The 13,999-nt window shown below is 39.7% G+C and carries 14 protein-coding genes and 1 pseudogene; 1 reads left to right on the forward strand and 14 read right to left on the reverse strand.

Going from position 1 to position 13,999, the window contains the following annotated elements; all coding sequences use genetic code 11:
- Window positions 1–47: 47 nt before the first annotated feature.
- The 14 genes and pseudogenes from rbfA to N8M95_RS05340 form a co-directional block, all read right to left on the reverse strand.
- Window positions 48–398: a 30S ribosome-binding factor RbfA gene (gene rbfA / locus N8M95_RS05275; RefSeq protein WP_001273601.1), complete on the reverse strand. Its 351-nt coding sequence runs from the start codon at window positions 396–398 to the stop codon at window positions 48–50.
- A gap of 251 nt (window positions 399–649) precedes the next feature.
- Complete coding sequence (infB, locus tag N8M95_RS05280) at window positions 650–3,442, reverse strand: translation initiation factor IF-2 (protein ID WP_261116748.1); 2,793 nt, start codon at window positions 3,440–3,442, stop codon at window positions 650–652.
- Between the two features lie 16 nt (window positions 3,443–3,458).
- Window positions 3,459–3,758, reverse strand: coding sequence for a YlxQ-related RNA-binding protein (locus N8M95_RS05285; RefSeq protein WP_084927034.1), 300 nt, complete (start codon window positions 3,756–3,758; stop codon window positions 3,459–3,461).
- Window positions 3,751–4,044, reverse strand: a complete 294-nt coding sequence (gene rnpM, locus N8M95_RS05290; protein WP_084927033.1) for an RNase P modulator RnpM — start codon at window positions 4,042–4,044, stop codon at window positions 3,751–3,753. The genes N8M95_RS05285 and rnpM overlap by 8 nt, the downstream gene beginning before the upstream one ends.
- A gap of 21 nt (window positions 4,045–4,065) precedes the next feature.
- On the reverse strand, window positions 4,066–5,202 hold the full coding sequence (nusA, locus tag N8M95_RS05295) for a transcription termination factor NusA (RefSeq protein WP_033681345.1): 1,137 nt from the start codon (window positions 5,200–5,202) through the stop codon (window positions 4,066–4,068).
- Between the two features lie 43 nt (window positions 5,203–5,245).
- A complete protein-coding gene (rimP, locus tag N8M95_RS05300; RefSeq protein ID WP_261024202.1) occupies window positions 5,246–5,725 on the reverse strand; it encodes a ribosome maturation factor RimP in 480 nt (159 codons plus the stop codon).
- A 125-nt stretch (window positions 5,726–5,850) separates the two neighbouring features.
- Window positions 5,851–6,486, reverse strand: coding sequence for a tRNA (guanosine(46)-N7)-methyltransferase TrmB (gene trmB, locus N8M95_RS05305; protein WP_001266094.1), 636 nt, complete (start codon window positions 6,484–6,486; stop codon window positions 5,851–5,853).
- Window positions 6,483–7,277 carry a cell cycle regulator CcrZ gene (gene ccrZ, locus N8M95_RS05310; RefSeq protein WP_000362999.1) on the reverse strand — a complete coding sequence of 265 codons (795 nt, stop codon included), beginning with the start codon at window positions 7,275–7,277 and terminating at the stop codon, window positions 6,483–6,485. The genes trmB and ccrZ overlap by 4 nt, the downstream gene beginning before the upstream one ends.
- Window positions 7,278–7,438: 161 nt before the next feature.
- Window positions 7,439–8,050: pseudogene (locus tag N8M95_RS05315) on the reverse strand (lysostaphin resistance A-like protein).
- Between the two features lie 30 nt (window positions 8,051–8,080).
- The gene (blpZ, locus tag N8M95_RS05320; protein ID WP_261030283.1) at window positions 8,081–8,329 is read right to left on the reverse strand and encodes an immunity protein BlpZ; all 249 of its coding nucleotides are present in this window, start codon (window positions 8,327–8,329) and stop codon (window positions 8,081–8,083) included.
- 605 nt (window positions 8,330–8,934) lie between these two features.
- On the reverse strand, window positions 8,935–9,339 hold the full coding sequence (locus N8M95_RS05325) for a hypothetical protein (RefSeq protein WP_049502000.1): 405 nt from the start codon (window positions 9,337–9,339) through the stop codon (window positions 8,935–8,937).
- Between the two features lie 452 nt (window positions 9,340–9,791).
- Complete coding sequence (locus N8M95_RS05330) at window positions 9,792–9,911, reverse strand: PncF family bacteriocin immunity protein (protein WP_049499763.1); 120 nt, start codon at window positions 9,909–9,911, stop codon at window positions 9,792–9,794.
- 1,334 nt (window positions 9,912–11,245) lie between these two features.
- Complete coding sequence (locus N8M95_RS05335) at window positions 11,246–12,586, reverse strand: sensor histidine kinase (protein WP_261116749.1); 1,341 nt, start codon at window positions 12,584–12,586, stop codon at window positions 11,246–11,248.
- A gap of 13 nt (window positions 12,587–12,599) precedes the next feature.
- Window positions 12,600–13,337, reverse strand: coding sequence for a response regulator transcription factor (locus N8M95_RS05340; RefSeq protein ID WP_261116750.1), 738 nt, complete (start codon window positions 13,335–13,337; stop codon window positions 12,600–12,602).
- Window positions 13,338–13,632: 295 nt separating this feature from the next.
- Between N8M95_RS05340 and N8M95_RS05345 the strand changes: the two genes are divergently transcribed.
- Window positions 13,633–13,962 (forward strand): helicase BlpT, encoded by a 330-nt coding sequence (locus tag N8M95_RS05345; RefSeq protein ID WP_119919866.1) that lies wholly within the window; start codon window positions 13,633–13,635, stop codon window positions 13,960–13,962.
- Window positions 13,963–13,999 lie beyond the last annotated feature (37 nt).

The raw sequence follows: 13,999 nt of genomic DNA on the forward strand, positions 1-13,999 counted from the left end.
TGCTTTATTGCCTTTTTCCCCACCAAAAAAGAGGGTTGCCCCTCTTCTTAGTTCTTATCCAGATTGCGTAGCATCTCGTCAATCTTATTTCCATATTCGATGGATTCGTCTTTGACGAATGTCAAATCTGGGATTTTGTACAATTTCAAATTGCGACCAAGTTCACGTTTGATGGTGCCAGTTGCTTTTTCAAGCCCGATTTGAGCTTTCTGGTTATCTGAAGCAAGGTTACTCAAAATGGTGTAGTAAACCTTGGCAACAGACAAGTCACCCAGCATCTGAACATCTGTGATGGTCACGCCTTGGACACGCGGATCACGGACTTTCTTTTGCAAAATCTCATTGACTTCACGCTTGATTTCCATGCCCACACGATCCGTACGGAAATGATTTGCCATGATATTCCTTTCTCTACTTTGAACCAAAAGCTAGGCCAGCAGACCTAGCTATTTTTAAATTTATTGATTTTCATTTCAAATTGGAACGAAGTTCAATTTGAAATCATCTGCTTCTTTCGCCGTGGTGAAAGTGATGGAACTGATTTATCAGTCCCATCACAGGGGATTTTTGAGACCCTAGGCTCAAAAATAAGCAATGAAACCATCGGTTTGCTTGCGTCCCTCACCACCTAAGAAAGGAGCAAAAAATCTTATCTCTTGATTTCTTCCATGACATAAGCCTCAATCACATCATCCATCTTGATATCATTGTAGCCATCAATCATCAATCCACCTTCACGACCGTTTGTAACTTCTTTGACGTCGTCTTTGTAGTGTTTCAAGCTTGCAAGTTCACCGTCATAGATAACGACACCGTCACGGATAACACGGACTTTAGAGTCACGGGTAACCTTACCGTTGATAACCATGAATCCACCGATAGTTCCCACTTTAGATACCTTGAAGGTTTCACGGATAACTGCTTCACCGATAACTTTTTCTTCGAATTCTGGGTCAAGCATCCCTTTCATAGCTTCTTCCATCTCTTCGATAACCTTATAGATAATGCTGTGGAGACGGATTTCCACATCGTCAGCTTCTGCTTGTTGACGAGCTTGTGGTGTAGGGCGTACGTTGAAACCAACGATAAAGGCATTTGAAGCTTCAGCAAGGGTCACGTCTGATTCGTTGATGGCACCGACCGCTGAGTGAACGATGGTAACTTTGACACCTTCCACGTCAATCTTTTGAAGTGAGGCAGAAAGGGCTTCAACAGAACCTTGTACGTCGGCCTTGATGATAACGTTAACAGACTTGAGTTCACCAGCTTTAAGCGTATCAAAGAGGTTTTCAAGGCTGACACGTTGGGTAGCTTGACGTTGTTTCATAAGGGCACGTTTGGCACGTTCTTCACCAGCCGCACGCGCAGATTTTTCATCTTCGTAGACAGCAAAGTGGTCACCCGCCATTGGCGCTTCGTTCAAACCTGTGATTGACACTGGTGTTGATGGACCTGCTACCTTAACACGACGACCAAGGTCGTTGGTCATAGCACGGACACGACCGAAGGTATTTCCGACAACGATTGGGTCTTGAACATTCAAGGTACCTTGTTGCACAAGAAGGGTTGCGACCGCACCTTTTCCTTTATCCAAGCGAGCTTCGATAACTGTACCGATCGCACGCACTGTTGGGTCTGCTTTGAGTTCTTGGATTTCAGCCACAAGAAGGACTGTTTCCAACAATTCTTCGATGTTTTGGTTGAATTTAGCTGAGATTTCAACAAATTCAGAATCTCCCCCCCAAGCAGTTGACATAACTCCATGCTCTGCCAATTCACCGATAACGCGTTCTGGGTTAGCACCTGGTTTATCAATCTTGTTAATGGCTACGATGATTGGAACGTTGGCCGCTTTTGAGTGGTTAATGGCTTCGATAGTCTGAGGCATAACCCCGTCATCTGCCGCTACGACCAAGATAGTAATATCGGTAACAGAAGCACCACGCGCACGCATTGATGTAAAGGCCGCGTGTCCTGGTGTATCAAGGAAGGTAATCTTCTTGCCATTTTCAACGATTTGGTAGGCACCGATATGCTGAGTGATACCACCTGCTTCACCTGTCGCAACACGAGAGTTACGAAGGGTATCTAGAAGGGTTGTCTTACCGTGGTCAACGTGTCCCATGATGGTTACAACTGGTGGACGCTCTACTAACTCATCTTCATTGAGATAACCATCTTCGACAAAGAAACGTTCGATGTCTGCATTATCCACTTCAACCTTTTGTTTGGCTTCTATACCGTAATCCACCATAAGGAGTTCGATTGTTTCTCCATCCAAAGATTGGTTTTGTGTGGCCATGACACCCATCATGAAAAGTTTCTTAACGATTTCAGCTGGTTCACGTTTGATACGTTTTGCGATTTCCGCAACGGTCATACCATCTGTATATTCAAATTCTGTTGGCAATTCATGGAATTTACGCTCTGTAACAGGTTTTGGAGTCTGATTACGGTTGTTCTTGTTATTGCCTTTTTTGTTCTTTTTGTTGTTATTCCAGTTACTATTCTTTTGATTTCTCACTTGATTTTGACTACTTCGATTCTTTTGTTGTTTTCTAGGACCATCTTCTTCGCGATCGTAATCGTCGCGTTCTTTGTCTGGTCGGGCTTGCTTCTTACGACGTGTATCCACTGCAGCTTCTTTTTTCACAGGAGCTGTTTCAACCACTGCTTGAACTTGTTGCGCTTGTTCAGCTAACTTAGCAGCTTCTTCAAAGATTTCCTCTGGCTCCTTGCGTTTGTTAGCTTGGGCCAAGGCTTCTTTGGCAGCCTGAGTCTGCTTGAAACGTTCCTCACTTGAACGGGCATATTCTGCATTTTGCTCTGCTTTTAGGGCAGCTGCACGGGCTTTAAAGTCAATACGTGGAGCCGCTTGATTTGGACGTTTGTCCTCTTGTTGACGGCGCTCATTTCCACGATTTTGCTGACCTTGCTGTTTCTTAGCTTGGTCATTAAAGCGACGATTGTCGCGGTTGCCTTGACCAGGTTTACCACCATTACGGCCGTCATTTTTCTGACGGTTTCCGTTTTGTTGTTGGTCACGGTTATTGCCCTTATTTTGCTTGCGTCGTTCTGCCTGCTCTTTGGCACGGGCTTCACGCTCAGCCTTGAAATTACGGCTTTGCGGCTTAGCTGCTACTTTTTCTGTCTTCGGAGCAACTTGCTCAGCAGGTTTTGCCTCTTCCTTAACTACAGCTGGTTTAGCTGGTTCAGATTTTTCGGCTTTCTTTTCTGCACTTGCTTTTGGTGCTGCAGGTTTTGCTTCCGCTTTCGGAGCAGCTGCGGACTTAAAGCTGGCAGCGATTTTTGCAGCGACAGCTTCTTCCACACTTGATGAGTGGCTTTTCACATCCAAGCCCAACTCTTTTGCACGCGCTACAACTTCTTTACTTTCTTTTCCAAGTTCTTTTGCGATTTCGTACAATCTTTTCTTAGACAAATCATGTCCTCCTCTTCTATTCCATAAGAGACCTCATTTTCTTTGTAAATCCAGCATCTGTTACAGCCAAAACCTTTCTCGATTTTCCGACTGCTATGCTTAATTCCAGTGTTGAAAACACGGTTACAATTTCTACTTGATAATAATGACTTTTATCTTGAATCTTCTTGGTTAGATTGGGTCCTGCATCATAGGCTAGAAAGACCAACTTGGCCTTGCCGTCTTGAATGGCTTTGACCACCAATTCTTCACCCGAGATGACCCTGCCTGCTCGCTGAGCGAGTCCCAAGAGATTACTTATCTTTTGCTTATTCAAGTCCTAACTCTCTTCTTTTCACTTTGTGATCTACATAAGCGATCAACTCGTCATAAAAGCTTTCATCCACTTCCATGTTAAAGCTGCGGTTAAAGACCTTCTTCTTTTTCGCCTCTAAGGCTTCTGCATTGTCTATCTTGATATAAGCGCCACGGCCGTTGGCCTTGCCTGTCGGATCGATAAAGACTTGTCCTTCCTTGTTTTTGACAATGCGGAGCAAATCACGTTTATCAATCACTTCGTTAGACACAACAGACTTGCGCAAAGGGATTTTTCTCGTTTTCATCTTTCCCTCCTCTAGCAGCTTTTATTCTTCTACAGTATCGTTTTCTGATCCCAAATCTACCGAACCAGCTTCTTCCATGGCTTCAAATTCGCTAGCAGACTTGATATCGATACGGTAACCAGTCAAGTGAGCTGCCAAGCGAACGTTTTGTCCACGACGACCGATAGCAAGAGAAAGCTTGTTATCAGGAACGACCACCAAGGCACGTTTGCTGTCGTTTTCATCAAAGATAACTTGGTCAACCTCAGCAGGAGCGATGGCATTGTAGATAAATTCAGCTGGATCTGCTACCCACTCGATAACGTCGATATTTTCTTCGATTGGGACCATACGGTCGCTCTTGGCATCGTAACGAGCTGGGTGGAATTTGCTAGTGATTTTCTTGATGTTAGCACCACCGCGTCCAACGATTGTACCGATAGCGTCCACGTTTGGATTATGGCTACGAACTGCAACCTTAGTACGGTCACCAGCTTCACGAGCTACGCTCATGATTTCAACAGTTCCATCATAAACTTCTGGAATTTCTTGCTCCATCAAGCGTTTGATCATTTCTGGATGGCTACGGCTAACAAAGACGTTGACACCACGAGGGTTGTCTTCAACCTTGTAGACATACACTTCGATACGATCATGAGAAGCAAAAACTTCTCCAGGGATTTGGTCTTGTTTTGACAATTGGGCTTCGATGCTGCCAAGGTTGACATAGATGAAGCGGTTGTCAAAACGCTCTACTGTACCAGACATGATTTCTTGCTCATGTTCTTTGTAAGTATTGTAAGTGATAGCACGTGTTTGCTTGCGCATTTTTTCCATGATGGTTTGTTTGGCAGATTGGGCTGCTACACGACCAAACTCAGCAGGTGCTTCTTCAAACTTGATTTTATCACCAAGTTCATAGGCTGAATTAATGGCAAGAGCATCTTTCAAGCTGATTTCCAAACGGCTATCAAATACTTCATCAACCACTTCACGGACAGTATAAACTGTAAAGTCACCTGTTTTTTCGTTGAAGTCAATAGCTACACTGTCTGATTGACCATAGCGTCTGCGATAAGCGGAACGAAGCGACTCTACTACTGCGTCGATGATATCTTCTTTTTTGATTCCCTTGTCTTCTTCCAAAATGCGGAAGGCCTCTAGCATTTCTTTACTCATGTTTTCTTCGCTTTTGAATTCTCAAAAGCTATCCTTTCTTTTTCTATAATTTAACTGCTAAACGTGCTTTTGATACTAAACTGTATGGAATTTGGACGGTTTTCTTACGCGTCTTGTCCATATATTCCATGGTCAACTCGTCCTCTTCAAAGGCCACCAAGGTTCCTTCAAAGACCTTTTGCTTATCGATGGCTTGGTAGAGCCCGACATGGATGTATTTCCCAACCGCTCCAGCAACGGCATCCTTGGTTTTCAAAGGACGTTCCAAGCCTGGACTGGTGATTTCTAGGAAATATTGTTCTGGGAAGGGATCTGGCTTGATGGTATCTAGGACAGGACTGATCATTTCTGTCAAGTCTGCCGTGTCGTTCAAGGTAATTCCTTCAGGTTTATCTACAAAAATACTGAGAATCATGTCACTGCCAATCTTTCCATACTCGATATCCACAAGTTCGAAAGGTGCTTGGATGACAGGTTCTACAACTTCTCTGACTAATTCTACGATTGTTGCGATTGCGTCCACCTCCTCATAAGCAAGAGGCGAAGATATTTCCCCGCCTCTCTTTTCATATTCTTACTCTTAGTATAGCACGTTTGCCAACTTATGTAAAGCAAAAGCACTTATACAGCCTGATTTCAGGCTATTTCTTAAAATTCTGCCTCAACTCGGTAGATAACTTGACCCTTGTTGGAGAATTTTTGCTCGTATTCTGTCATGACATTGCCTTCAAAATCACTGGCATGTAAATCAAGCCAGACACCATTGAGCTTCATGCCATACTGAGAAAAGCTCACTAAACTGTACTCAAACAAGCCACGATTATCCGTCTTGAAATGAATTTCTCCATTTTCAGGCAAGATACGTTTGAAGGTATCCAAGAAGGTCTTGTAGGTCAAACGACGCTTTTCATGGCGTTTTTTAGGCCAAGGATCTGAAAAGTTCAGATACAAACGATCAATCTCACCGTCTTCAAAGTAGTCAGTCAAGTCAGAACCATCTACCCACAAGAGCTTAATGTTCGGTACTCCAACTTCAAGCACCTTGTCCAAAGCGTAGCTCAAAACAGACTTTTGAATATCAATCCCGATATAGTTGATGTCAGGGTTTTGCTTAGCCATACCTGAAACAAAGGCTCCCTTTCCACTTCCAACTTCCACATGAATGGGGTTGTCATTGCCAAACAAGTCCCGCCATTTTCCCTTGGCTTCCAAGGGATTGAGGACCACATACTGGGGATTTGCCTCTAGTAATTCTGTCGCCCCTTTACGATTTCTAACTCTCATCTTCTCTTTCCATACTTGTCTCGGAAGTGACGCAAGCCATGGATCTCCCGATTGACATTTTCTAAATCTTGGTTCATATAATACTTGGAAATCTGGCTCAAATAAGACAATTGACCGTACCAATACAATTTATTTAATACCGTTTGATTGTACTTGTAACCGTAGTAGGTCAACCATTCCTTCCACTGATGTTCTGGAATATAATGGCAGAGCATATGGGCCACATCAAACATGCGGTCGGTCAAGCGAACCGAATCCCAATCCACCAAATAAATCAAGCCACTATCTGTCTCAATCCAATTACTATGTCGTACATCTCCATGGACAATGGTCGCATGGTCCTCTCTAAATCCTGGAATAGTCTGACGTAAATCAGCCATCACTTCACTGATAAAATGATTTTTACGCAAAGCATCTGGAGCCGTTTCTTGCCAAGACTGCAGTAAATCTACAGGTGTTTCCATGGCATATCCCAAACGACTCAACTGTGTCATCAACGGACGTGAGCGATGAAGACGGGTTAAAATATTGACGATTTGCTTACGATTCATATCATAGGGTGTCAATATCTTGCCTGTCAACCACTCTTGAGCACACATATCACGCCCATCTGCCAAACGGCGACTCCATAATAATTGTGGAGCAATTTGTTCTCTAGCTAGACCAGGTAGGATTGGAGAGGTGTTCATTTTTACAAAGATACGCTTTCCATCAGGATAGCTACCCATATAAGCCTTGCCACTTTTCCCAGGTATGGGAGTCAGTGTTAGCTCATTATCACCCAAATCCATTTCTTTCCTCCGTATAAAGTTTCCTTACTATTCTACTAGTTTTTGGGCTATTCGTCAACCGCTCCACACCTGATTCTCAAAGAAAAGCCTCTGGGTTGATTTGGGATATCCTTATAGAAAGAAAAGGCAAGCACCGTCTTCTGCTTACCTTTTCATGATTTTTATAAATAATATAAGAGTGGCCAAGCATTGTAAAACATGTGAACTAGAGTAGAAACCCATAGGTTTTGGCTCTTTTTATAAGCAAAGCCCAGTAACAAGCCCCCAAGTAGATAAAAAATAAACGAAGGGACATTAGAAGGTCCATGCATGAAAGAAAAGAGAGAGGAAGTTAGCACAAGCCCTAACCAAGAATTGTCAAAAACGGCACCTTGAAGAAGTCCTCTGAAAATGAGTTCCTCCTGGATGGGTCCAAAAACTGAGGAAGTCAAAATCAAAGACAGGGAAATTCCTCTGCTGACTTCCGCCAAGTGTTAAACTCCTGCGCCAGAAGAAACAGCGAAGAAATGAATATAAACTAGCGTCTCAAGAACGCTTAGAAGAAAGATTGCAATGAAAAGCAAAAGTTGTTTCTTGCTTAACATCCCAAAAGAAATCATTTCAAACTTTCTAGCATAAGCAACACTTAGCGAAGTTACAAGAAGACTTACAAGAATCAATTCAGATTCATTTTGAAAAAAATCCCCATGGTTAATCGTATAAGGAACTGTAATGACAATTATTAGTACTAAAAATCCAAAGCACAAAGCATGAAATTTATCAAAAAACTTTATAAAATTATCCTCCTCAACAAACAAACTTCCCTACAAGTCATCCTTTAGCTCTAGCCTTTCCAAAACAAACCATTGGAGTAACCAAAATCCGACCACATAGCCAGCCCCTAAGAAGATAGCCATTAAAGCTAGCATGGAATTTAGGGAATTAAAGACCACCGCAGATACAAAGGTTAGCACAAAAACATTAAAGGCAATGGTGTCAGAAGCCAAGACTAGAATATAAGGTGTCAACCAGTCTAAGGTTTTGGAATCTAGGAAAAATAAGTGTTTATACATGATGACCTCCTCTTGTCAGACTCTAGACTAGTCCAATATTAAGAAGAAATCTCTTCCCCTACTTTTTATAATACTTCAAGCCCCAAATGAGTAGAAGTATGATGATCAAGCAGAGAATAGCGCCAATATAGGCAATTAGTTGTTGATAGAATTCTCCTGCTGTGATACCCCTATACAAACAAATAATAGACATAAAGCCTGTCAAACCGATATACATGAGTTGATTGGTTTTAGGACTAACCAAATCATCATTTACGTATATTTAAGAGTATCTCTTTTATGTTAATGTATGTTAGCACTGAAAAACAAAATAAACCAATAATATTTAAAATGAACATTAATTGGGTTAAGTTTCTAAAAAAATTATCCACTGACACTACAAGAAATACTATACATATTATAGTCGAAACTATCTTTTTCTTATCCATAATTATTTACTCCTTTCCTAGCAAATCCATCTTATCAATCAAGAGCGATTTTTAACAGAATGTAGCAGCACCCGTTGCAACTTTGACAATTTCAGTATAGCACTATTTGTTAAAGTTTTTCATCCAAATCTTAAATTGTCATCGAGACATCTTGAATTGCAAAAACTGCATTAGCCTCTACTTTTTATAATACTTCAAGCCCCAAATGAGCAAAAGCATGATAAGCAGGCAGAGAATAGCGCCAATATAAGCGATTAGTTGTTGATAGGATTCTCCTGCTGTGATCCCTCTATACAAACAAATAATAGACATAAAGCCTGTTAAGCCGATATACATGAGTTGATTGGTTCTAGGACTAACCAAATCATCATCTTCAAACTCTCTTATCCTCATTTCCCTAGTGAGGTAAACAGTGACCAAAATGGAAGCCAAGTTAATAACCACTAAAAGAAATTGGAAAACCAATGAAAAATTTAAAAACTGACGAGATAGAAATAGATAAGTTGAGACAAGCAAGGGCAACTGACCTAGGAACAATCTTGTAAGAAAGATGTTCCGTTTTTTAGCAAGAAAAGTTTTCATTTCTTTGCTCCTTTCTTTTTCATTAAAGCAAAATAAATCATAAATGCAGTCACGTAGGCTATGGTATAAAATAGATGATACCAAGCACTCTCCCTAAGCGGATACAGAAAGATGGACATGATTAGATACAAGATGAAAATGACAAGTATTTTTTTCTTCATAAGATTTCCTCCTAAATGTATGCTTTATCTTAGTTGAGCTACAACCTTTACACTGCTAGTATAGCACTCATTTTGACCTTGGATCACTGAAATCATAAATGGTCATCGAAACATCTTGAATTGTAAAAAATTTAAAAAGCAAGCATGGAAAACATACTTGCCCTTTACACCGTATTGATACCAACTTAATTTGTAGATTTTTTATCCTGCTATCACATATCATTTTGACAGGCGAAACAATATTAAAGAAACTCCACTGTAGATTAAACTAGCGATAAAAAATCTTTTCATCTAATTAGATCTATCTTTATTCTTCTTTGGAGATTTTAAAAATTTTTCCCTAATTAAAGAAGTAATAAAAGAAACAAACATACTAACAACAAAACCAATAAGAAAACTTTTGAAATCCATAATTACCTCCAAGTACAGCTTCCCTACTTACAGGTTCAAGCCTTTAAGCAACCATAATCGCCAATTGTAACATTGTTTTTGCATTCACGAGGAATACCTCTTTTTACTTTCGTCCTATTACAACCTTAATAAGGTTAGTATACTACTATTTTTTAAAATTTTCCATCCAAATCACGAATGGTCATCAAAACATCTTTAATTGTTAAAAAATTTAAAAGCAAGCATGAAAAACATACTTGCCCTAGGAGAATTTAACAACGTAAAGACCTAAAATCGAAAACTATTCACCCTCACTTTCGTCTGTTCTGATAGATTCTCATGATTGCAACAAGGATACAGGCTGTCCCACCTGCTAAAACCAGAAGAGTAATGATAATGTTGAGAATTTCAGGCGTACTCCCTATTCTGTTGATAAGACGGAGTAGGGATATAACTGTCAACTGAATCAGGAGTATTGATTCTACTCTTACCATCGAAGTAAGTCTGTTTTCAACTGCATATAAAAAGGCTGGTAGCAAAACACAGGCTATAGCAATTACAAACAGGTTGCTCCCTGTTTCTTCTCCCTTGTTCACCACGGAAATCATGAGAAGATTCGAAGCTATGATCAACGTAGAACAGATGATAAAAAAGGATTTCTTATTCATTTATGATACCTCACATACTATAGTATTTTGTTTCGAACCCAAGAAATATTCTTCAAACTATTGCAACACCATCTCGCCGTAAAGCAGTACTGTCTATAACTAGTTTCCTAGTTTTCTTCAAATACTGATTTTTTATTGAAGACAAGAATGGTAAGCTCATTAACCATTATAGCAAAAAATAATGATAACATATATTATTTTTCGGTTTATGAATGATATTCGTTATTTTGGTAAGGAGAAAGTTCTTTGTTCAATTCAAGATGTTTCAATAACCATTCAAGATTTGGATGAAATTTTTTTAAAAACAGTGCTATACTAAACTTGTCACATTTGTAATACGGCAAAAATCTATATTCGGAGGCAAGTAATCATGAAGAGTAAGATTTATTATATATCCAATATTTTTTATGGAATATTACTATTTTCTATTGGATTAACATCAAAAGTATTTATTTTTAGCAGTTTAATGTCTATAACTTTAATAACTCTATCTATAATAGGATTATTAAAAACTAAAAATAAAAAGTAGATATAGCAGAATTAGATTTCAAAAGTTAGAAACCTCTCCCGATAGTTGATGATAGAGAAAATTATTTCATACAAGCAATTTACTGTAACTCAAAACTAATTTGATTAACTATTCAACCATACAGACCGAGAAACAAGAACTCTCGGTCTTATTTTTTATCATTCTGCATGTACCACAGTAAGTACCTGACGAAAGACTTGATTTTGGCAGGTAGTATTTAGACTGGTATTGGGATGACTTTCCACAATTTTCATGACGGTATAAAGACCAACTCCTCTCTCCTCCCCTTTAGAACTTGCTCCAAAGAAGAAGATTTCAGAAATATCGATGCTCTCTTCTTTGATGGAGTTTTCAATGATAAAGGTCTCCTGTGCTCCATTTTTTAAAAAAGCAATTGAAACATGAGGTTGACTAGCTTCTACACTGGCTTCAATAGCGTTGTCACAAAGGATAGACACAATGGTTAGAAAATCAAGCAGGCTCATCCCCTCGACCTGAATCTCCTCTGGAACTTCGATATTAAAGATAATCTTCTTATTCCTAGCTTTTAAAAATTTCCCTGCCAGAAGACTTTTGAGGGCACGGTCCCGAATATTCACCAATCGACCAAGGTCATATTTATTATCCTGCAATTTTTCACTGGAATCTTTTAAGACCGAGTCGTAGACCTCTTTTATCTGCTCCATATCCTCCTCTTCAATGCCCAGACGTAAGCTGGTCAAGAGGTTGGTATAATCATGACGAAAGCTCCGTACTTCTTTGTAAAGCTCCTCTATATGCCGACTATATCGCTCCATATCTCTGTAGCGCAAGGCCTGTTCTTGGTCCAATCTCTCATGGAGTTTGTCCTTCAAATAGGTATCCAATTTCTTAATAATTCCCATAAAAAAGAGCAAGTAAAAGACTAGGATGAGATGGCGAACAGTCTTTGATTGAATCCCCTGTTCATATTCAAAGTAAGACAGATTTTGTATCACCAAATAGTAAGCCCCCATTATCCAGTTAATCTTAGTAAGGGACTTTTGAAAAGCTTTATCTAGAATCTCCCTTCTCAAGTTAGTGAAATCATAGTCTAACCATTTCAAAAAGGCTAGAGAAATGAAGAAATTGAAAATTATTATACACAACCAAATCAAAGAGTAATCATCATGTACTTGCTCTTGTCCCAAAAATGGAAGCACAAAATAAGAAATACCTCTATAAAAGAGATTCACCAATATCATTGGAAAGAGACCATAAAAGAAAAGGAGTTTTTTAGGAAGCCCTCTTAACAATAAGAAAGACAAGCCTATACCGTACAAGGGTTCCGTAAAATAAGATAGGTAAGTATTTCCTACTATATAGTTAATCGTTACAAAAACGACTGCTAAAAGTAACTTAAAAAGAAAAGCTTTAAAAAATCTCTCCAGAGTTAGAACAATTCCATCCACCTTAAAAAATATAAACAATTCCAATCCAACTATCAAAAATGTATATACTATCTTCCAAACTATTTCCATTACATTACCTCACTTAGTGTAAGTTAGTGATAGCCTCAGATACTTCCCTGACCTTATAACGCGCGATTAGACAGCTTCCACCATTAGGAAAGAAAAGGAGTTTTTCTTTCTTATCCAAACGAACTACATTAGTTGGATTGACTAGAAAAGAGCGATGGCACTGCAAAAGACGAGGCTCCTGCTTGAGAACCTCCTCTAAACTCGCCGTAAATTCCAGCCTGTCCGTCTTGGTATAGAGAATAACACGATGGGGTCTTGGGGACGTTTCGATATAGTAAACCTCTTTAAAGGGATACTGGAATTGAGCAAATTTTGATTTAAAGTAAAAGCAATCTTCCGCCAAACTTTTACTATCTTGACTATTGGCATAGAGAAGGGCTGTCTCGATACGAGATTCAAACTCCTCTGCTGACAAGGCCTTATCAATGTAGTCCAGAGCAGACACTTGGTAGCGAAAGGATAGAGGCATAAACTCCGAGTGAGTCGTCACAAAGACGATGAGAGCATAAGGATCTCGATCCCGAATTTTTCTAGCCACTTCCAGCCCCTTCATCTCCTCATTTCGAATCTCAATATCCAAAAAGAATAGCTGATGGGCTCCCTTCTCATGCACCTCTGCCAACAGCTGGTCTGGCTTACCAAAAACTTCAAAAGAACTGGGAGTGATATGATGTTCTTTCAAGAGTTTCTCAATCGTCGTTTCAATCCTAGTCTGTTGGGAAAAATCATCCTCTAAAACAAATATTCTCATCTTTTTACTCTCCTTGTTTCAATTTCTTCCTAAAAAGAGAATAGCAAAAATACTATGATACAAGCCCACCAAATCCTAAACAAACCTTCAACGCTCCTGAAAGGTAGCTTGTTCCTCAAATAAGCATGATAATCTTACAACTATTTTATCATAAAATCTTAACAGTACCATTCAGGAAATTTCAAGGACAATTAAAGATTTGAAGGTGAAAAAGGAGATAAAAGTGATAAACTGACAGTATCAAAACACAGTTGCTAGAACCAAGACTAGCACCTAGATTAGAGGAGGAATTCTCATGACAGATACAGACCCTATCAAAAGAGCTCAGACTTTGATTACTGACTTAAACAAAGCCTATCAAGCATGCAAACGGGCAACCGCTGACGATGTCCGCTTTCAGGAGCAATTAAACTCTATTCTTGGTTTTCTAGCCAAGGCTGAAACAGTGGATAATCGAGTCTTGATTGAACTGGAAAAATTTTACCAGACTTCCAGTCTTCTCATGGGACTCAGCGCTCTTGATCCAGATGCTCCTACTCGTGCCGCTTGGCGTGCCTATGACCGTTTCCACTTTGACCAAGTCAAGACCAAGTTGAGTCTCTACGGACCAACCATTATCTTGTAGAAAATAAAAGAAGTTGAGACAAACTGAACTCAACTTC

The sequence above is a fragment of the Streptococcus mitis genome, from assembly GCF_946190325.1.
Classification (GTDB): Bacteria; Bacillota; Bacilli; order Lactobacillales; family Streptococcaceae; genus Streptococcus; species Streptococcus mitis_CF.

Excerpts from the sequence above, each read along its gene's own strand:
- rbfA (WP_001273601.1), bottom strand. The coding sequence starts at position 398 with ATGGCAAATCATTTCCGTACGGATCGTGTGGGCATGGAAATCAAGCGT.
- rnpM (WP_084927033.1), bottom strand. The coding sequence starts at position 4,044 with ATGAAAACGAGAAAAATCCCTTTGCGCAAGTCTGTTGTGTCTAACGAA.
- nusA (WP_033681345.1), bottom strand. The coding sequence starts at position 5,202 with ATGAGTAAAGAAATGCTAGAGGCCTTCCGCATTTTGGAAGAAGACAAG.
- trmB (WP_001266094.1), bottom strand. The coding sequence starts at position 6,486 with ATGAGAGTTAGAAATCGTAAAGGGGCGACAGAATTACTAGAGGCAAAT.
- ccrZ (WP_000362999.1), bottom strand. The coding sequence starts at position 7,277 with ATGGATTTGGGTGATAATGAGCTAACACTGACTCCCATACCTGGGAAA.
- blpZ (WP_261030283.1), bottom strand. The coding sequence starts at position 8,329 with ATGTATAAACACTTATTTTTCCTAGATTCCAAAACCTTAGACTGGTTG.
- N8M95_RS05325 (WP_049502000.1), bottom strand. The coding sequence starts at position 9,339 with ATGAAAACTTTTCTTGCTAAAAAACGGAACATCTTTCTTACAAGATTG.
- N8M95_RS05330 (WP_049499763.1), bottom strand. The coding sequence starts at position 9,911 with ATGGATTTCAAAAGTTTTCTTATTGGTTTTGTTGTTAGTATGTTTGTT.
- N8M95_RS05335 (WP_261116749.1), bottom strand. The coding sequence starts at position 12,586 with ATGGAAATAGTTTGGAAGATAGTATATACATTTTTGATAGTTGGATTG.
- N8M95_RS05340 (WP_261116750.1), bottom strand. The coding sequence starts at position 13,337 with ATGAGAATATTTGTTTTAGAGGATGATTTTTCCCAACAGACTAGGATT.
- N8M95_RS05345 (WP_119919866.1), top strand. The coding sequence starts at position 13,633 with ATGACAGATACAGACCCTATCAAAAGAGCTCAGACTTTGATTACTGAC.